General features: G+C 73.4%; 17 protein-coding genes and 1 pseudogene. 9 read left to right on the top strand and 9 right to left on the bottom strand.

What is annotated here, in order from left to right; all coding sequences use genetic code 11:
- Positions 1-11: 11 nt before the first annotated feature.
- The 5 genes from ACYVOM_RS31510 to ACYVOM_RS31490 form a co-directional block, all read right to left on the bottom strand.
- Positions 12-932, bottom strand: coding sequence for an NAD(P)-dependent oxidoreductase (locus ACYVOM_RS31510; protein WP_460307199.1), 921 nt, complete (start codon positions 930-932; stop codon positions 12-14).
- A complete protein-coding gene (locus ACYVOM_RS31505) occupies positions 925-1,947 on the bottom strand; it encodes a methyltransferase domain-containing protein (protein WP_460307198.1) in 1,023 nt (340 codons plus the stop codon). The genes ACYVOM_RS31510 and ACYVOM_RS31505 overlap by 8 nt, the downstream gene beginning before the upstream one ends.
- A gap of 97 nt (positions 1,948-2,044) precedes the next feature.
- Positions 2,045-2,590: an EF-hand domain-containing protein gene (locus tag ACYVOM_RS31500; RefSeq protein ID WP_460307197.1), complete on the bottom strand. Its 546-nt coding sequence runs from the start codon at positions 2,588-2,590 to the stop codon at positions 2,045-2,047.
- Between the two features lie 101 nt (positions 2,591-2,691).
- Complete coding sequence (locus tag ACYVOM_RS31495) at positions 2,692-4,263, bottom strand: aromatic amino acid lyase (RefSeq protein WP_460307196.1); 1,572 nt, start codon at positions 4,261-4,263, stop codon at positions 2,692-2,694.
- Positions 4,264-4,377: 114 nt separating this feature from the next.
- Entirely contained in the window at positions 4,378-5,223 is an 846-nt protein-coding gene (locus tag ACYVOM_RS31490) for an SDR family NAD(P)-dependent oxidoreductase (RefSeq protein WP_460307195.1), read from the bottom strand.
- 362 nt (positions 5,224-5,585) lie between these two features.
- Here ACYVOM_RS31490 and ACYVOM_RS31485 point away from each other — a divergent pair, with 362 nt between their 5' ends.
- Entirely contained in the window at positions 5,586-6,515 is a 930-nt protein-coding gene (locus ACYVOM_RS31485; RefSeq protein ID WP_460307194.1) for a class I SAM-dependent methyltransferase, read from the top strand.
- Positions 6,509-8,539: a carbamoyltransferase family protein gene (locus ACYVOM_RS31480; RefSeq protein ID WP_460307193.1), complete on the top strand. Its 2,031-nt coding sequence runs from the start codon at positions 6,509-6,511 to the stop codon at positions 8,537-8,539. The genes ACYVOM_RS31485 and ACYVOM_RS31480 overlap by 7 nt, the downstream gene beginning before the upstream one ends.
- A gap of 272 nt (positions 8,540-8,811) precedes the next feature.
- Here ACYVOM_RS31480 and ACYVOM_RS31475 read toward each other — a convergent pair.
- Positions 8,812-9,405 (bottom strand): annotated as a pseudogene (locus tag ACYVOM_RS31475) (amidohydrolase family protein); the annotation flags it as partial.
- A 43-nt stretch (positions 9,406-9,448) separates the two neighbouring features.
- Between ACYVOM_RS31475 and ACYVOM_RS31470 the strand changes: the two are divergent.
- Both ACYVOM_RS31470 and ACYVOM_RS31465 read left to right on the top strand, forming a co-directional pair.
- A complete protein-coding gene (locus ACYVOM_RS31470; RefSeq protein ID WP_460307192.1) occupies positions 9,449-9,622 on the top strand; it encodes an ABC transporter ATP-binding protein in 174 nt (57 codons plus the stop codon).
- A 166-nt stretch (positions 9,623-9,788) separates the two neighbouring features.
- Positions 9,789-10,751 (top strand): helix-turn-helix domain-containing protein, encoded by a 963-nt coding sequence (locus ACYVOM_RS31465; protein ID WP_460307191.1) that lies wholly within the window; start codon positions 9,789-9,791, stop codon positions 10,749-10,751.
- 23 nt (positions 10,752-10,774) lie between these two features.
- On the opposite strand, the gene ACYVOM_RS31460 is transcribed toward ACYVOM_RS31465, so the two are convergent.
- On the bottom strand, positions 10,775-11,611 hold the full coding sequence (locus ACYVOM_RS31460) for an alpha/beta hydrolase (RefSeq protein ID WP_460307190.1): 837 nt from the start codon (positions 11,609-11,611) through the stop codon (positions 10,775-10,777).
- Between the two features lie 517 nt (positions 11,612-12,128).
- On the opposite strand from ACYVOM_RS31460, the gene ACYVOM_RS31455 reads away from it, so the two are divergent.
- Positions 12,129-12,782 carry a hypothetical protein gene (locus ACYVOM_RS31455; RefSeq protein ID WP_460307189.1) on the top strand — a complete coding sequence of 218 codons (654 nt, stop codon included), beginning with the start codon at positions 12,129-12,131 and terminating at the stop codon, positions 12,780-12,782.
- Here ACYVOM_RS31455 and ACYVOM_RS31450 read toward each other — a convergent pair.
- Entirely contained in the window at positions 12,760-14,076 is a 1,317-nt protein-coding gene (locus ACYVOM_RS31450) for a wax ester/triacylglycerol synthase domain-containing protein (RefSeq protein ID WP_460307188.1), read from the bottom strand. The two genes, ACYVOM_RS31455 and ACYVOM_RS31450, sit on opposite strands and share 23 nt — an antisense overlap.
- A 228-nt stretch (positions 14,077-14,304) precedes the next feature.
- Between ACYVOM_RS31450 and ACYVOM_RS31445 the strand changes: the two genes are divergently transcribed.
- Together ACYVOM_RS31445 and ACYVOM_RS31440 are read left to right on the top strand one after the other, a co-directional pair.
- Positions 14,305-14,505, top strand: a complete 201-nt coding sequence (locus ACYVOM_RS31445) for a hypothetical protein (RefSeq protein ID WP_460307187.1) — start codon at positions 14,305-14,307, stop codon at positions 14,503-14,505.
- A gap of 98 nt (positions 14,506-14,603) precedes the next feature.
- Positions 14,604-15,773, top strand: coding sequence for a site-2 protease family protein (locus ACYVOM_RS31440; RefSeq protein WP_460307186.1), 1,170 nt, complete (start codon positions 14,604-14,606; stop codon positions 15,771-15,773).
- An 11-nt stretch (positions 15,774-15,784) separates the two neighbouring features.
- Here ACYVOM_RS31440 and ACYVOM_RS31435 read toward each other — a convergent pair whose 3' ends face one another.
- Complete coding sequence (locus ACYVOM_RS31435; RefSeq protein WP_460307185.1) at positions 15,785-16,117, bottom strand: hypothetical protein; 333 nt, start codon at positions 16,115-16,117, stop codon at positions 15,785-15,787.
- Positions 16,118-16,198: 81 nt separating this feature from the next.
- Between ACYVOM_RS31435 and ACYVOM_RS31430 the strand changes: the two genes are divergently transcribed.
- Positions 16,199-17,821, top strand: coding sequence for a molybdopterin-dependent oxidoreductase (locus ACYVOM_RS31430; RefSeq protein WP_460307184.1), 1,623 nt, complete (start codon positions 16,199-16,201; stop codon positions 17,819-17,821).
- Positions 17,818-18,426: a fasciclin domain-containing protein gene (locus tag ACYVOM_RS31425; protein ID WP_460307183.1), complete on the top strand. Its 609-nt coding sequence runs from the start codon at positions 17,818-17,820 to the stop codon at positions 18,424-18,426. The genes ACYVOM_RS31430 and ACYVOM_RS31425 overlap by 4 nt, the downstream gene beginning before the upstream one ends.
- Positions 18,427-18,443: the final 17 nt, after the last annotated feature.

The raw sequence follows: 18,443 nt of genomic DNA, 5'->3' as shown, positions 1-18,443 counted from the left end.
GTCCCGCATCGTCAGCCGGCGCCGCGCTCCAGCGGGGCCGGAGCCTTCCCGAACTGCTCGACGACGCTCGCGTAGCCGTCCTTGCCGCGGCCCTGCGCGACGGCCTTCTCGATGACGGCCCTGAGCCGCCTGGCCGGCTCGGCGTCCACACCTCTGGCCAGGCACTCGGCGATGAGGTGCCCGGTCGCCGGGAGGTGCGTCTCCAGGGTGGAGTCCTCGGCCTCGTAGGCTCCTTCATCGATCTGCCGGGCGCAGCGGGAGACGAAGGCGGGCAGGCCCGTGAACAGCAGGTCGGCGAAAGGCGCGAACTCCCCCGCCTTGACGTCCTCCGTGGCGACGAGGACCGCCGCGTGCAGGAAGCCGTTCAGGCTCGACCACAGGATGTCCAGGAGCGCGACGTCATAGAGCGCGGGCAGTCCCGGGTCGTCGCCGAGGAGGGTGGGGACGCCGCCGATCGCCAGGAGGGCCGCGCGGTGGGCGTCGAACACCTCGCGCCGTCCGCCGTAGAGCACCGCGGTGTCGGGTGCGCCGATGGTGTCCGGGGTCGCCAGGAGCTTGCCGTCGAGGTACTCCGCGCCCTGCCCGGCCGCCCAGGCGGCGAGATCTCTCGCCTCGCGCGACGTGCCGGAGGTGAGGTTCACCAGTGTCCGGCCGGCGAGCGCGCGGCCCGCACGTCCGCACGTCCGCAGGACCGCGTCGTTGTCACTGAGGCAGACCACCGCGAGGCCGCCCGTCGAGAAGGCCTCGGCGGCCGTCGCCGCTCGCCGGGCGCCCAGGGCGACGAGGGGCTCCGCCTTCTCCGGCGAGCGGTTCCAGACCGTGGTCGGATGCCCGCCCCGCAGGAACACGCCGGCGAGGGCGGAGCCCATCAGGCCGAGGCCGAGGACCGCGACGGGCCGCCGGTCGGGTGCCGCGGCCACGGGGTCAGCCATGCGCGGCGGCGGGTTCGAGCTCGAACATGACGCCGCCGGGAGGGGCGGTCACGTCGTGGGCGGCGACGCAGCGCCAGCCGGACGCGGCGAAGGCCTCCAGCCATTCGTCCCGGGTCGGCAGGTAGACGCCCATCAGGGCGTGGACCAGCTCGAACCCGAGGGTGAAGATGGGGGTGTCCGGGCCCGGCCGCCCGGTGGAGCGCGCCACGTCGCACAGCAGGAGGCGGCCCGCGTTGGGGAAGGCCCGGCGCAGCCCGCGCAGCGTCCTGACGCAACTGTCGTGGGGCCAGAAGTCGTGCCCCATGAAGGAGCAGGTGATCACGTCGACTTGCTCCCCGCCGGGGATCTCGGGCAGGTCGAGGACGTCGGCCTCGCAGACCGTGATCCGGTCGGCCAGCGCCGCGTCCTCGACGGACCGCGCGGCGAGCTTGACGGCCGCGGGCGCGATGTCCACGCCGATGCCCCGGACGCCGGGACGGTCCCCGGCGACGCGGATCAGCCGGCGGCCGGACCCGCAGCCGAGGTCGGCCAGGGTGCCGAACTCCCGCTCGTCCAGCAGCGTGTCGTACAGGCCCTCCACGGCGGTGTCGCCGATCAGGTGCGAGCCGACCGCGACCGCGCGCATGTCGCGGCTGTAGAAGGCGCCGTCGCGCTGATCGCGGCGGGCCACCCGGGGCGCCTCGCTGAACAGCGCGCCGCAGCCGCGCACCATCCAGTAGAAGTAGCCGCGGGCCGCGTAGGCGTCGGCGAATCCGGGGCCCGGCCGCGCCGCCCCGTCCTCGATCCGCACGATGCCGCCCCAGAGGAGCCCGTTGAGCAGGCGCTCCACCACGACAGGGTCGAGTTCCCGGTCGTCGGTGTCCAGGCGGTAGGAGCCCTCGGCGGCGAGGCGGTCGAGGATCCCGAGTTCGCAGGCCGCCGAGAGGGAGACCGCGAGGATGTAGGACGAGAAGTGCCCTGCCGTGGCTCCCCGCACGAAGGAGTCCGGTCGGGTGGGCTGAACTGCGGCGGTCATGCGGCTCCTCTGCTCGGTGGTCACGTGCTGCGGCACCCGTGGGCGGGCATGGCGCGGATCGGCCGGTGCGGCGCGGTCCGCGCCATGCCCTGCGGGATCAGGCGAAGATCGCGTGGAGCCCGTGGTCGGCCGGGTGCTGCCCGTCGGCCCGGTAGTAGATCTCCCAGGCGGTGCGGTACTCGTCCAGCGAGATGTGGCCGTCGCCGTCGGAGTCCAGGGCGTCGAAGGCCGCGACGGCCTCCTGCTTGTCGGAGCCGCGGCTGTCCAGGACGCGCAGGATCTCCTCCCGCGAGGCCCGGCCGTCGTCGTCGGCGTCGATCGCCTGGAACTCCGCCTGGCTCACCGCGTGGATGGCGGCGCGGAGCGAGTTCACCCCTTCGTCGGGGTCGCTGATCCGGGAGAGGAACTCCTCGCGGGTCACCCGCCCGTCCCCGTCGAGGTCGGCCGTGCTGGTGAGGGCCTCCCAGCCCTTGCGGTAAGCGTCGTGCAGAGCGCGGGCCCTCGACGAGTTCGGCGAGGTCTCGGTGCGGCCGATGATCTGCTGCGCCAGGATCTCGAAGTCCTGCCACTCGATGGAGCCTGAGCCGTCGGCGTCCAGGTGGTCGAAGAGGCGGTCGAACCGCTCGCGCTGGGTGTCGTTCATGGGGTGAATCTCCCTCGCGGCCCACGTGGAGGCCGATCGGCGATGGCCGGACGGACGCCGACCACGGACAGTGATCATGTAACAACCGCGTGCTGAAATTCTCAAGCACCGGCCAGTGCGCCGCGCCAGGGAGCCCGCGCCGCGGCGAGCCGGTCGAGCAGCTCGGCCGCCCGCTGGACGTCGCGGTCGAGGGGACGGTCCGGATCGATCGGCGCGACCTCCTCGCCCAGCTCGTGCAGCACCGCCGCGCACGCGGGCGCCGTGGTACCGCGCGCGCTGAGGTGTCCGGCCTGCCGCAGCGCCACGCCGAGCGCGCCCTGCACCCAGCGCAGATGCCCTGCCTGCTCCAGCGCGGTGAGGGCCGCCTGGGTCCCCAGCGGCACCACGTCCTGGTTGTGGCCGTTGGTCGGCAGGCTCTGGTTCGAGATCGGCGCGGACGCCCGGCGCATGGCCGCCACCGTCGCGGTCGCCGCGATCTGCATCCCGACCACGCCGTGCTGCCGGCCCGGCTCGGTCGCCAGCATCGGCGGCAGGCCGCTGTTGCGATGGGTGTCGGTGAGCAGGTCGAGCTGGCGTTCGGCGAGATTGGCAAGCTGGACCGCGACGGTCGACATCGAGTCCGCGGCGAAGGCCACCGGCTGGCTGAAGAAGTTGCCGCCGTGCGTGACCACCTGCTCTTCGGCGAAGAACAGCGGATTGTCGTTGATGCCGTTGAGGTCGTCGCCGATGACGGTCGCCGCGTAGTCCAGCGCGCCCGCCGCGGCGCCGATGAGCTGCGGGCTGCACCGGATGCTGTACGGCTCCTGGAGCGGGCGGGTGCCGGTCGGCACCGTCCCGTCCAGCAGGGCGCGCAGCCCCGCGGCGACGTCCTCGCCGTGCCGGTGGCCGAACGCGGCGAGGGTGGGCGCCGCGGCGAAGCCCGGATCGCTGCCGAGCAGGTCGGCGAGCAGCGCCGTGAGGGTGACCGCGGTGTTCACCGAGCGGACGAGGCTCGCCAGCGCCAGACCCGCCGCCGCGGCCGTCACCGACGTGCCGTTGACCAGCGCCACCGCGTCGCGCCCGGCCAGGTGCAGCGGGCCGATCCCGCAGCGGTCGAGCGCCTCGGCGGCGGGCAGGCGCACACCGTCGACGTAGGCGTGGCCCTGGCCCTGCATCGCGCGCACCGCGTAGGCGAGCGGGATGAGGTCGCCGCTCGCGCCGACCGAGCCCATCCGCGGCACCGCCGGGGCGAACGAGGTCTCCAGGACGGCGATCAGCGTCCGCAGCGCGGACGGGGACACCGCGGAGCGGCCCTTGGCCAGCGACCACACGCGGGCCAGCAGGGTAGCCCGCATGACCTCCGGCGGCAGGTCCTGGCCATGGCCCGCGGTCAGGAAGTCGAGAAAGCCCTCGCACTGCTCATGCTCCGTCGCGCGCCCGGCGAAGCCGACCAGGTTCCCGAACCCCGTCGTCATCCCGTAGATGTCGCGCCCCTCGGCGACGCAGGACCGCATGTAGGCGTGTCCCGCGGCGACGCGCTCGGCCGTGTCGCCGGTCATCGCCACGCGCACCGGACCGTGCGCGGCGGTCTCCAGGTTCGCGGTCGTCAGCCTGCCCGGTACCTCCAGTACCGGCGTGCCGCGCAGGTCCGCCGGCGCCCCCTGCCTGTCGTCGAGCACATCCTGTTGCGTCATGCCTGCCTCCTCGTCCGTGTGCGGGACTCGACTGCACCACATCAAGATCACCTGTCCGGTCAAACGACGGCATGGGGCGCTTCCGATTCCCTTTCCGGTCCGCCGCGCCGCGCGTCAGTCGTCGCCGACCGGTGTCCGGCCGCCGAGCGAGGCGAGCATCCCGCGCAGTCCGGGACCGGCGAGATCGACGCTCCAGCCGCCGTCCACCGCGAGGCACTGCCCGGTGATGTAGGAGGAGGCGTCGGAGGCCAGGAAGAGGGCTGCCGCGGCGATGTCGTCCGGGTGGGCCCAGCGTCCGGCCGGGACGGACGCCACCGCGATGTCGAAGCCCGCCGGGTCGCTGCTGACGGCGTGCGTCTTGGCGGTGTGCGTCCACCCGGGGGCCAGCGCGTTGACCCGCACACCGTGCGGCGCCCACTCCATCGCCAGCGACTGCGAGAGCGAGATCAGCGCGGCCTTGCCCGCCGCGTAGCTCGCCGCGAACGGCATGCCGCCCAGGCCCATGATGGAGGCGACGTTGACGACCGAGCCCGCGCCGCTCTCCAGCAGGTGCGGCGCCGCGGCCCGGCACGTCGCGACCGCGCCTCCGAGGTTCACCCCCAGGGTGGCGGCCCAGTCGGCCTCGTCAAGGTCGGTGAACGGGCCGACACAGCGCATCACCCCGGCGTTGTTGACCACCACGTCAAGCCCGTCCAGGCCGTCGACCGCGGTCTTCACCATGGCCTCGACCTGCGCGGAGTCGGCGAGGTCGCAGCCGATCACGACGGCGCTCCGGCCGCGGCCCTCGACCTCCTCGGCCACCTTCTTGAGCGCGTCCACGTCCCGCGCGGCGAGCGCCACGTCCGCCCCCGCCTCCGCGAACGCCACGGCGACGGCCCGCCCGATGCCCCGCGAGGCCCCCGTGACGAGCGCCGTCTTCCCCCCGAGCCCGAACCTCTCCAGCACCTTCCCACCGCGCATCAGAACCCCTCCCGAAGGCCGACGCCGACTCATGATCACGCCCAGCGTAGGAAGGGACCTGCCGGGCCGCGGGGATGCCGCACCCGGCGCGTCGACACCGCCCGCGGCCTCACCCCAAAAGAATTCCGCCCCTTTTCCAAGAATGCATAAAAAGGCCGGATGCGCCGACGCGATGTGCAGGAGTTGCGGGTGTCGGCGCATCCGGTTCCCTTGGGTCGTCCTATCGTCGGAGGCCGCCGAGCAGGCCCCGCGGCGATGGGAGGAGAGGCCGGAAAATGGTGAACGATGTCGCATCCGAAGTCGCCGAGCATTACACCCGGTTTCCCTTTCCACTCCCGGATGCCGCGCACCCGTCGAGCGGAATGGAGGCCATAGGAGGCCTGGTCCGCTCCCATGGGCTCGACCCGTCGCGGATCCTGGACGCGGGATGCGGCACCGGGAACAGGCTCCTGGGCCTGGCCGGAGAGTTCCCCCGGGCGCGGGTCACCGGGATCGACCTCGCACCCGGGCCGCTCGACCTCGCCCGCCGCTACATCGCCGAGACGGGCGTCACGAACGCCGCGGTCCGGCAGGGCGACCTCGGCACGGTCCCCCTTGACGGCCCGTACGACCTCATCTGGTGCTGCGGGGTCCTCCACCACATCCCCGACCCGCTCCCGGCCCTGGCCAACCTGCGCTCGGCGCTGGCGGACAGCGGCCTGCTGATCCTGTGGCTGTACGACAGCATCGGCACGATCAACGAGAGCCTCCAGCGGGAGCTCGTCCTGACCCTGGGCCGCGACCTGCCCCCGGATCGGCGCCTCGACCTCGCCAAGCGCGTCTGCCCGGCCCTGAGCGAGGACTGGTACGGCGAGGAGCGGCACGATTTCGGCGACATCTCCCCGGCCGCCTACGACTCCATTCTCGCCGACGCCCTCCTGACCCCGTACGTGCGCGAATACCGGCTTCAGGAGATGCTCGGCCTGCTGCGCCAGGGCGGGTGGCGGCATGTGCAGCTGGCCGGGATGTCGGTGCCCGACCACGCGCTCATCTCGTTCGAGCTCGACGGCATCGACGGCCTCCCGGTGTTCGACATCGGCGACCACACCGCCGACGGCACGGTCGCCGAGCTGTACCGGGAGCTGCCCCTGGAACTGCGCTGGCGGGCTGCCGAGCTGGTGACGCGGCCCACGGGCCTCCTCCTGCTGGGGTGGGCGCCGGACGCCTACGCGCGGCTCCGCCCCGAGCACCGGAGCCGCGTGCTCACCCTCGACCAGCCCGGCAGGACGATCGGAAAGGCGACGCCATGCTGACACTCGGCCTCAGCGGCAATTTCTCCCCGGAGGACAGGGACCTCGTCCCGCAGCTCCACTGGGGCGAGTTCCACGACGCCGCCGCCTGCCTGGTCGAGGACGGCGTCCTCCTGGCGGCGGTGGAGGAGGAGCGGTTCAACCGCATCAAGAAGACGACGAAGTTCCCGGCGAACGCCATTCGCGCCTGCCTGGAGGCGGCCGGCCGCTCCGTCCGGGAGCTCGACGCGGTCGGGTACTACTTCACCGAGAAGTTCGCCGACGACTCGCTCAACCACCTCTACCTGCAGCACCGGGGGACACCGGCGCGCTACTCGCGCGAGCTGATCAGCGGGTGGTTCGAGGAGCGGTACGGCCGGGGGCTGCGGGCCGAGGAACTGCACTTCGCACCGCACCACACCACGCATGGGATGTCCGCCTACGCCCGTTCCGGCATGAACGACGCGCTCGTCTTCGTGGTCGACGGCCAAGGCGAGGAGGAGTGCATCACCGTCTTCTTCGGCAAGGACGGCGAGCTGAAGCCGCTGGCCGACTATCCCCTGTCCAAGTCGCTGGGCTATCTGTACCTGTTCGGCACGATGCAGCTCGGTTACGGGTTCGGTGACGAGTACAAGGTCATGGGGCTCGCCCCGTACGGCCGACCCGAGGTCCACCGCGAGGTCTTCGACTCGCTGTACACGCTGCGTCCCGAGGGAGACTACGAGCTCGCTCCCGGCGGCTTCGCCCAGAACGTCCTGGGCCCTGCGTTCCTCGCCCGGGGTGTGCCGCCGAGGCGCAGTGGGCAGCCGATCACCCAGGACCACATGGACCTGGCGGCGGGGCTCCAGGAGATGCTGGAGAACATCGTCCTGCACGTGCTGCGGCACTGGGCCGCCGCGACGGGCCTGCGCACCGCGGTCTTCAGCGGCGGCGTCGCGCACAACTCAAGTCTCAACGGCCGCGTCCTCCGCTCCGGACTGTTCGACGAGGTGTACGTCCACCCCGCCTCGCATGACGCCGGAGCCGCCGAAGGCGCGGCGCTCTGCGCCGAGCGACGGCTGACCGGAGCCACGCCCCCGCGGCGCCGGCTGCGCCGCGCCGACTTCGGCCCCGACCTCGGCTCGCCCGCCGAGATCGAGCGGAGGATCAGCGCGTGGGGCGCCTGCGTCGACTTCGAGCGCTGCGACGACATCGTCGCGCGCGCCGCGCGGCTGCTCGCCGACGGACGCGTCCTCGGCTGGGCGCGGGGCCGGTCCGAGTTCGGCCCGAGGGCGCTCGGCAACCGCAGCATCCTGGCGGACCCGCGCCCCGCGGGCAACCAGACGAGGATCAACTCGATGATCAAGAACCGGGAGTCCTACCGGCCCTTCGCCCCGGTGGTCACCGCGGCTGCCGCCGCCACCTATTTCGCGTTCCCGGAGACGACCGCGGACTACGCTTTCATGTCGTTCGTCCTCCCCGTCCGCGAGGAGCGGCGGGCGGAACTCGGCGCCGTCACCCACGTCGACGGGACCGCACGGCTCCAGGTCGTGGACGAGGAGACCGGTGGGACCTACCACCGGCTGGTCTCCGCGTTCGGCGACCTCACCGGCACCCCGGTCCTGCTGAACACCTCGTTCAACAACAACGCCGAGCCCATCGTGCAGACCGTCGACGACGTCCTGACCTGCTACCTCACCACCGACCTGGACTACGTGGTCATCGAGGACTTCCTCGTCCGCCGCAGGTCCTCCCCCGCGGAGATCGACCACCTGGCCGTCCGGTTCCGGCCCATGACCCGTCTCGCCGAGCACACGAACCCGGGGCGGGACTCCGCGGGCTCCGTGGTCCACGAGATCTACCTTGACCACATGGACGGCCCGAGAGCGACAATCTCGCCCGACATGTACGATCTCCTCCGCCAAGTGAGCGAGCCCATCCCCTTGTCCTCCCTGGGAGCCTCTTTGACGGACGACCTCAGAATCGAACTCTTCCGCCTGTGGCAAGCCCGCCTCATCGCCCTCCTCCCCCCACCCGGACCGAACGACGGTCCGCGAGGGAACGCCTGACGGGACAGGAAGGCGCTCGCCCCTCGCCGTGTCTCCTCGATCGACGCCGTTGCGCACGGGCGGCATTCTGTTCGCATTCTCGGATCGCCACGATCAGGCCGTCTGCGGCCCGTTCCGCCCCGGCGACGCCGAAAGCGCCCCGCCGATGTTCGGCGGCCCGCTCCGCCGGGTGGCGGCGGGGTCAGCGAATCGTGCGGAGGCGGGCCATCTCCGCGCGGGCGTGCGGGTCTTTCCACTCCCCGGTGCACTCCCTCCCGGACGACCCGCCGTCCACGTACCAGGACGTCGGTGACGTCGGCGGCGGACGCGGCGAAGAACACGCCGTCCGGGTCCGCCCCGGCGGTGCGCGGGGAGGTGAGGGAGACCGTCACGAGGTCCGCTTCCGCGCCCGGCTCGATCCGCCCGGCGCCGGGGAACCCGAGCGCGCCGTGGCAGGTGGCCGCGGCGAACAGCTCGGCACCGGTAAACCTGCCGCGCGCCCGGTGGGCCAGCCGCTCGTCCAGCTCCAGCGCCCGGGTCTCCTCGAACGGGTCCACGATCGCCTGGCTGTCGCTGCCCAGGCAGAGCGCGACGCCGGCGTCCAGCAGGGCGCGGCCGGGGCCGATGCCGTCGCCGAGATCGCGCTCGGTCGTCGGGCAGAAGCAGGCCCGGGTGCCGGACGCGGCCAGCGCTGCCACGTCGCCATCGGTCCCGCGCGCGCCTCGCGCCGGGAGCGCCCGCCCAGCGTGGCCGCGGCGAGCGCGACGGAGTCGCCGACCCGGCGGCGGGGGTTGAGCGAGCCGTGCGGGTTCTGGGACGACGAGTACAACGCCCCGTACCACAAGGCCGTGCAGACCGTGGACGGACGTCTCGGTCCAGGCGGGCATCATCGACCTGCTCCAGTCGCTACAGCGCGAGCACGACCTGGCCATGCTCTTCATCACCCATGATCTGGCCCTGGCCCGCGTCGTCGCCCAGAACACCGCGGTGCTCCGCGCCGGGACCGTCGTCGAACAGGGGCCCAGCGACACCGTCCTGCACGCGCCGCAGCACCCTTACACGCGCGAGCTCGTCGAGGCGGCCCGCACCGCCCACACGCCCTGAGCATCCGGGCGCGGGCGCCGGTTCGTGAGGCGCCGGCGCCCACCGACTTTGCGCACAGCCGAGGGCACTTCGACCGAACTGTTCCGTTCGTGCACGGATGTTGTCCGTCCCTGCGGGCTCCCTGCCGGCCAGGGAAGGCGTTCTAGAATCGCCGCATGGAGTGGAGATGACCTTCACCCTCGACACCGACGCCGTCTCCCCCCGCGATCGTGCCGAGGCGATCCGCGAGGTGATCTGGGACGCGGTCGTGCGGGTCGAGATCGAGCACCAGCCGGATCCGGCCCGCATCATGGCCACGGGCAGGATCAGCGACGTGGCGGGGATCAACATCTGCACCGTGCGGTCGAACGCCACGACGATCCGGCGCACCCGGGCGCTGGTGAACGACGATCTCGAACCGTCGGTGTTCGTGAGCCTCCAGCGGTCGGGCACGAGCGGCGTGGTCCAGGACGGCCGGGAGGCGTCCCTGCGGCCGGGGGACTTCGCCGTCTACAACACCGAGCGGCCGTATGTGCTGGCCAACGACCACGGCATCGACCTGCACTACTTCCGGGTCACACAGCGCGACCTCGGGCTTACGCCGGACGCGCTCGCGGCGGTCACCGCGATCCGGCTCGGCTCCGGTGACCCGGTGGCCGAACTGGCGTCCGGGCATCTGCGCCGGCTCGGCGAGGCGCAGGAGCGGTTCACCGCCCGCCAGGCGCAGCTGCTCGCCCCGCCGACACTCGACCTACTGCGCGCCGCGCTCACCAGCCGCCTGCGCGACGACCGCGCTTCGGCCGAGGCCCTGGACTCCGCCCTGGAGAGCCGGATCCTGGAGTTCGTCCGCGCCCGCCTCACCGACCACGGCCTCACCCCCGCCCGGATCGCGCACGCGCACGGGATCTCGCTGCGCCGGCTCTACACCGTCATGTCGGGGGCCGGCGTCAGCCTCGCGCCCTGGATCCGCGACCAGCGTCTCGCGCACGCCCGTCGCCTTCTCGTCTCCGCCGGCGCGGAGCGTCTCACCGTCGAGGCCGTCGCGCACCGGTCCGGCTTCGTCAGCGCCGCTCATTTCAGCCGCGTCTTCAAAGAGGCCTACGGCCTCTCACCACGCGACTGGCGTCGTCACCGGCGCTCCGGCGGCTGACGCCGGCCGCCGGAGCGCGGCGATCAGGAGAACCGCCGGACGAACCGCAGCGAGGTCTCGGCGACCTCCCGCCAGCCGCTGTCGATGGTCAGCGCGTGTCCGCGGCCGGGGATTTCGACGATCTCGGTGACGGCCTCGTTGCGGGCCTGCTTCTTGTAGGCGGCGTTGGTGAGGGCCCACGGGACCGTGTGGTCCTTCTCGCCCGAGATCAGCAGCAGCGGCCCGCGGTCGGGGTTGCCGGTGTCGACCTTGGTCTCCGACCACGGGTTGAAGTTGGCCACCGCGGCCTGGAAGAGGGGTTCGCCCGGGGCGGGGACGGCGAAGGCGGCGTAGAGCTCGCGGGCTTCGTCCTCGGTGACGGCGTTGGCGAAGGAGTACCGGAACTGCTCGTAGGTGAGCGGGACCGCCCGGTGGTAGTTGGCGGGATTGCCCAGCACCGGCGCCGCCGATCGCAGCGAGGAGACGGGCAGCGGAAGCACCCCCTGGAACGGGGCGGGGTCGATGGCGACGGAGACCGCCGACAGCCCCCGTCCGGCGAGGATCTGGGTGATCAGGCCGCCGAAGGAGTGCCCGACGATCGCCGGCCTGCGCTCCAGCCGTCCTACGACCTCGGCGAAGTGGTCGGCGACCTCGGCGACGCCCTTGCCCGCGAAGGCCTCCGGATGGGCGTTGGCCTCCGCGACGGTCTCCGGGTCGTCGGGCCAGCCCGGCGCGACGGCCGCGTATCCGGCCTCCTCGAAGAGCGCGGCCCAGCGGTCCCAGCTGGTGGGCAGCAGCCACAGCCCGTGGACGAAGACCACGGGGGTCCTGCCCGAGGCGTTGGCCCGCTCGACGGCGGCGATCTCGTGTTCTGTCGGCATTGGTCTCTTGCTCTTCTCGTCTGGTTCCGGACGTCGGACAAGAAGGCGACCGCTCAGGTGGTCGCGGCGGGGGCGGCGTGGTCGTCGCGCGGTACGCGGAGCAGTGCCTCAAGGCCAATGATCACAACAGACCCACCCCCGTTGTTGACGCCCCGTGCCACCCCCTTGCCGATCCACGCACCTTCACCTGCAAGGGGTTCCTCGACGGGCGCCCCTGGATGTCCGAGGCCACCGTCACGCCGCCCGTGCCCGCCGGACAGTCGAGACGCGGCCCCGACGGCCCGCCCGCACCTCGTCGATTCACCCGTGGAGCGACGGGCGACGGCCGCATGTCCCGCTCCCTCCGCACGCTCATGATCGCCCGCGAAGGCTCGTGGTGAAATCGCTTGATGAGCGGCGTCTTGTACGGCCTTGTCCGGCTCGGAGGCCCGAGTGAGGGTCAAAGCCGTTTTGCCCTCCTCTGAATCGGCTCTGTCCGCGGCCTCCTACGGTGAAGGGACCTTCGGGAGGAGGCGGCATGAAGGGGCACTCCAGCGGACGCCCGGGTCGCGAGCCGCCATCGGCCGCGGCACGGCCGGGCGCGGAGGCGGTGGCCTCCGCGGCGCCCGCGGTCGCCGAGACCCACGTGGCCACCCTGTTCTTCACCGGCGACCGGGCCTACAAGAGGAAGAAGCCGGTGCGGCTGCCCTTCGTGGACTTCACGACCGTCGAGTCCCGGCGGCGGGCGTGCGTGCGCGAGGTCGAACTCAACCGGCGCTTCGCCCCCGACGTCTACCTGGGCGTCGCCGAGGTGCGGGATCCTTCCGGCGCACCGTGCGACCATCTCGTGGTGATGCGGCGGATGGACCCGGCGCGCCGGCTGAGCGCGCTGATCGGCCGGGGAGAGCCGGTCGAGGACGTCCTGAGGTCGATCGCCCGCATCCTGGTGACCTGGCACGCCCGTGCTCCGCGCGGCGCGCGGATCTCGCGGCAGGCCACGGCCGGCGCGGTCCGGGGCCGCTGGTGCGACAACATCGCCGAACTCGGCCGACGGGCTGCTCAGGGAGCAGGACCCCGACCGCGTCCTCGAAGGGCTCGCCCTCGCCGGTCGAGCCGAGTACGGCGTGGTGCTGGTCAGGTCCGAGTACCCCGCGGCGGTCGCCGGGCGCCTACCGGCTCGGCGGCGCGGTGAGGGTGTGCCAGGCGGAGGCGATGGCGCGGGAGAGTTCGGGGATGCCGGGGCCCGGGGTGCGCAGGCCGGTCACGCCGAAGTGCAGGCGGTCGCGGTAGGAGACCACGGCGATGGACGTCTCGGTGCCGGCGCCGATCGGGACGTAGGGGTACAGCTCCAGCACGTCGCGGCCGAGAAGGCGCAGCGGGTCGGCTGGGCCGGGGATGTTGGTGACGACCGTGCGCAGCACCGGGCGGGACAGGACGCGCGACGCGCGTACCGCCGCCGGGAGCAGGAAGGGCGCGCGGCCGGCGAGGTCAAGGAGAATCTGGCCCGTGCGGGCCTGCCGCGTGTTCTTGAGATCGGTCATCCGGCGCTGGATCGCGGCCAGGGCCGTGCGCGGGTCCGGTTCGGCGCACGGCAGGTCCAGGAGAACGGCCGAGACCCTGTTGCCGGGGCCCGCGTCGGCGCCGGGATCCCGCACGGAGACGGGGACCACGCACGTGACGTCGGCGAGAGGAAGGCGACGGGCCTGGAGGAACTCCCGGTACCCGGCGGTGGCCGCGCCGAGCACGAGGTCGTTGAGCGTGGGACCCGGCATCGCGCGTCCGGCCCCGGAGGCGTTCACCGAGAACGCCTCCCAGCTGCGGTAGTGGCACTCGGCCTTCGGGTCGGGCAGCGCCGACGGCCGCACGCTGCGGGCCATGCGGGCGAGGCCCGCGCCGTACGGGCCGGGCCCGGGGGACGGGAAGCGGACGGGCGGGGCGACGGCCGAACGCAGGGCGTCCGCCACTCCCCCGGCGACGGTGCGGATCCGGCCGGGCCGCCTTTGCGGAACCCACTCCGGTGCCCGGCCCTCGGCGCCGTCCTCCCCGAAGAGCGCGACGAGCAGGCCGATCCCGCCCACCCCGTCCACGGCGCAGTGGTGCGCCTTGGCCAGCAGCGCCCAGCGGCCGTCGGCCAGGCCCGTCAGGAGCCGCATCCGCCAGGGCGGGACGGACAGGTCCAGCGGGGCCTCGAAGAACGCGACCGCGGCCGGCGTCAGGCCCGTCTCGCCCGGCGGGAGCCCGGCCTCGTCGACGTGGGCCCGGACGTCGAATCCGGGATGGTCCTCCCAGTACGGCCGGCCGGGCGGGGCCTCCCTGACCCTCCGGCGGTAGCGGGGGAACCCGTCGAGGAGCCGGCCGACGGCGCGGCGCAGCTCCGGAAGGCCGGGGGCCGGGCCCGCGCACATGACGGCGGCTCCGACGTGCAGCGGCTCATGCGCCGACTCGGCGAAGTAGAAGGCCGCGTCCAGCGTCCCGAGCCGGTCCACCCCATCACCCCCGCACCGACCCTGCTCACGGGTCCCGCCGGAGGATCTCACCGCCATCGCCTCGCGCCAACCGGAGCCGTCGGCCAAGGAGCGACAAACCGCGGGCCGCGCCGGAGTCCGTGGCCGGGCCGTCGGAGGAGTGGGATCCCCCTACCGAGGATCATTACGTCCGGCGCCATCTGAAACGGGATCCCCGGCGCCGGGCTGAAAGTCGGAGGCCGCTTCACCATGGCCGTCGGAGATCCGCAGCGCGTCGCCGCGATCATGCTGGACGTCCGGCCTCGGTGGGGACTCACCCCCGCGCAGCGCGAGGAGCTGTACGCGGCGCTCGAACACTGCCCCGTCCTCGCCTCCCTGCGCACCCCGCCCAGGGTCTCGGCGACGATCACCTGCCCGACCGGCGGCGCCCGCCCCGTCGCCGCCGTCTGAGGCGCCGGGGACGGGCTGGGGCAAGGGTCGTCCAAGGTTCGCCCCCGGGGCGGCGGAAACCCTTTCGGCGCGGGTGCCAGGCCCGGAGAATCGGACATATGAGGGAAGGTGTCCGGCTGGGGCGGGTCGCCGGGATACCCGTGTCGGCCCGATGGTCGGTCGTCGTCATCCTCGGCCTGATCTCCTGGGTCCTCGCCGCGGGCGTGCTGCCCCTGGCCGCGCCCGGCCTGCGGGACTGGGTCTACTGGGCGATGTCCGTGCCCGCCTCGCTCCTGTTCGTCGGCTGCCTCCTCGCCCACGAGTTCGCGCACTGCGTCCTCGCCCGCAGGCACGGCGTCGGGGTGAAGGCGATCAGGCTGTTCGCCCTCGGCGGGGTGTCCGAGCTGTCGGACGAGCCGCCGGATCCGCGCTCCGACTTCCTGATCGCCGTGGCGGGCCCGCTGACCAGTCTCGCGCTCGGCGTCCTCCTCGGCTGTGCGGGCGTCGGCTCCGCCGTGCTGGGCGGCCCGGCGGCGCTGAGCGCGGTGCTGCTGTGGCTCAGCATGATCAACGTCTTCCTCGCGGTCTTCAACCTCCTTCCGGGCGCTCCCCTGGACGGCGGCAGGGTCCTGCGGGCCTTCCTGTGGTCCCGCTCCCGCGATCGCGACCGCGCGGCGGAGTCGGCCGCCCGCGCCGGCATCGGGCTCGGCTACGCGCTCGCGGCGGTGGGCCTCGCCGAGGCCTTCCTGGGCGACCCCGGCGGATTCTGGCTGGTCCTGGTCGGCTGGTTCCTCGCCGTCATGGCGAAGATGGAGACGGTGTCCGCGCAGATCCGGCGCCGGCTGCGCGGCGTCCGCGTCGGCGACGTGATGGAGACGCGCTTCGACGTCCTGCCCGCCTGGAGCCCGGCCGGCGAGTGCGCCGAACGGATCTCCGGGCGCCCGGCGGAGTTCATGGTCGTGGAGCCCGACGGACACCCCGTCGGCGTCGTGAACGCCGGCCTGTTCGCGCACCTCCGCCCCGAGCTGCGCGCGCTGCCCGTCCGAGCGGCCATGGTCCCGCTTCCCGAGCGCAACATCACCGCACCGGACGCCCCGGCGGCCTCCCTGTTCTCCGCCCCTCCCCCGGACGGCGTCCTGGTCGCCGCCGTCGTCGACGCCGGCCGCCCCGTCGGCCTGGTCACCACCGGCGACCTCGACCGCGCCCTGCGCCGCCTCCCGCAGGCGAGTCCGCCGGCCGTCGGCGATGGCCGGGACTCAGCCGAACGCAGCCGAAGGGTGACCGGGTGATCAGGGGCGGGTCAGAGCGAAGCCGATGGTGACGGCACCGGAGGTCCGCCTGTGCCTGGCAGCTCACCGTGAACACCGGCGATCTTGAGCTCGGGGTTGACGATGGCGATCTGCTCCGTGGCGGTCGCACCGAACCGGAAGGTGCCGCCGGGGCCGGAGACCGACATGACGACGGTCGCCTCCCCTTTCACGAGATCGATCTTCAAAGAGTAGGTCGCGTCCCGCTCCAGCGCGGTGCCGAAGAAGGAGAGCCGTACCGGGTCGTCATGCAGGTGAGCCTCATCCCGGACTCGATCCGGTGGTTCACCTCCCCGGACAGGTACAGGACAGCCATGAGGTCCCACCGGGCCGCCCGCCGTGGCGGAACCGGGTGAGCGCCGAGAAAAGTTCGCGCGGCGACCAATCCAGCGGGCCGTGTGCTCCGAATGAGGGGTGTGACAGGAGCAGGGGATCGGTGGAAGGGCGTGGTCGGCGGTGTCGCGGCCGCCGCCGCGGCGGTCGCGGTGGCCGAGGCGCTGGCCGCGGCCGCCTCGCCGCGGCCGGGACCGGCTCTGGCGGTCGGCTCCGCGCTCATCGACGCGGCGCCGCGCCCGGTGAAGGAGTTCGCGATCCGCTCCTTCGGCACGCACGACAAGGCGGTCCTGCTCGGCGGCATCGCCCTCGTCCTGGCCGCGGGGGCGGTGGCCGTCGGGCTGGTGGCGCGGCGACGACCGCGGCTCGGGCTGTGCGGTCTGGGCGCCTTCGCAGTCGCGGGCTCGCTGGCCTCCCTCACCCGCCCCGGCGCTTCGCCGCTCGACGCGCTCCCGGCCCTGGCGGGCGCGGCCGCGGGCGCCGGCGTGCTCCTCGCGCTGCGGGCGGCCACGGCACCGGCCCCCACCGGGACCGGGACAGGCCCCGGACCGCGCTCGCCGATCAGCGGACCGGAGGGCGCGAAGCCGAGCGCGGGCGGTGCGGTCGGCCGCCGGTTCGTCCTGGTCTCCGGCGGCACGCTGGCGCTCGCCGCGGGCACGGGGGCCGCGGCGGGGATGCTGCGGGCACGCGGGGGCGCGGAGTCCGCGCGGAGGACGGTGGCGCTGCCGGCCCCGGCGCGTCCGGCGCCGCCGCTCCCGCCGGGCGCCGATCTGCGCCTGCGCGGCTTGGCGCCCTTCACCACGCCGAACCGCGACTTCTACCGGGTCGACACCGCGCTCGCCCTCCCCCAGGTGGATCCGCGCGACTGGGTCCTGCGCGTGCACGGGATGGTCGCGCGGCCGGTCGAACTGACCTTCGCCGACCTGCTCGGCCGCCCTCTGGAGGAGCACGACATCACGCTCACCTGCGTGTCGAACGAGGTCGGCGGACCTTACGTCGGCAACGCCCGATGGCTGGGGGCGTCCCTGGGCGCGCTGCTGCGCGAGACGGGAGTGCGCGCCGGGGCCGATCAGCTGCTGGGGACGTCCGTCGACGGCTGGACGTGCGGGACCCCTCTGGCCGCGGTCCTCGACGGCCGCCCCGCGCTGCTGGCCGTCGGCATGAACGGGACCCCCCTGCCGGTGGGGCACGGCTTCCCCGTCCGCACGGTCGTCCCCGGGCTCTACGGGTACGCCTCGGCCACGAAGTGGGTGGTGGACCTGGAGGTCACCCGCTTCACCGACACCCGCGCCTACTGGGTGGCCCGGGGATGGGCGGAGAACGCGCCCGTCGAGACTCTCGCCCGCATCGACGTGCCCGCCCCCTTCGGCAGGCTCGCCCCCGGCCCTGCCGTCGTCGCGGGGGTCGCGTGGGCGCAGCGGCGCGGCATCGCGGCCGTCGAGGTCCGCGTCGACGACGGCCCGTGGCTCCCCGCGCGGCTCGCCGACGTGCCCGGCACCGACACCTGGCGCCAGTGGTCCCTCGACTGGGACGCCGCGCCGGGCACGCACCGCCTTCAAGCAAGGGCCACGGACGCGACGGGCGCACTGCAGCCCCGTCTGCGCTCCGCGCCCTTCCCCGACGGATCCACGGGGTGGCACACGTCGGTCGTCACCGTTTCATCTCGTCCGAAAACCGATCAAGGAGAACCCTCATGAAGCGCCTCACCGCCCTCGCCGTCGCCTCCCTCGCGCTCGCCCTCACCGCGGGCTGCGGTGCCGACGACACCGGCACGACCATGGAGACCCCCGGCGCCGCCGGGCAGAGCACGCCTTCCGCCATGGCCGGGGAGGAGAACTTCGGCGCGGGCTGCGCCGCCGTCCCGGCGGCCGGGGCGGGCAGCTTCGCCGGCATGGCCGCCGACCCCGTCGCGACCGCGGCGTCCAACAACCCGGTGCTGTCCACCCTGGTGACGGCGGTGAAGAAGGCGGGCCTGGTCGACACGCTCAACTCCGCCGACGGGATCACCGTGTTCGCGCCGACGAACGACGCGTTCGCCAAGATCCCCGCCAAGGACCTCAAGGCGGTCCTCGCCGACAAGGACAAGCTGACGAGCATCCTCACCTACCACGTCGTCCAGGGCCGCAAGACCCCCGCCGACCTGGAGATGGGCGAGTTCACCACCCTCCAGGGAGGCACCGTCGCCACCCAGGGCTCCGGCACCGCCTACACGGTCGGCGACGCGAACGTCGTCTGCGGCAACGTGCAGACCGGCAACGCCACCGTCTACCTCATCGACACCGTGCTCATGCCCGCTTCGTGACCAGCCGCCGGGGCCGC

The organism is Actinocorallia aurea (assembly GCF_054783995.1).
The sequence above is the reverse complement of the archived record's forward strand: the minus strand, read 5'-3'. Positions and strand labels throughout refer to the sequence as shown.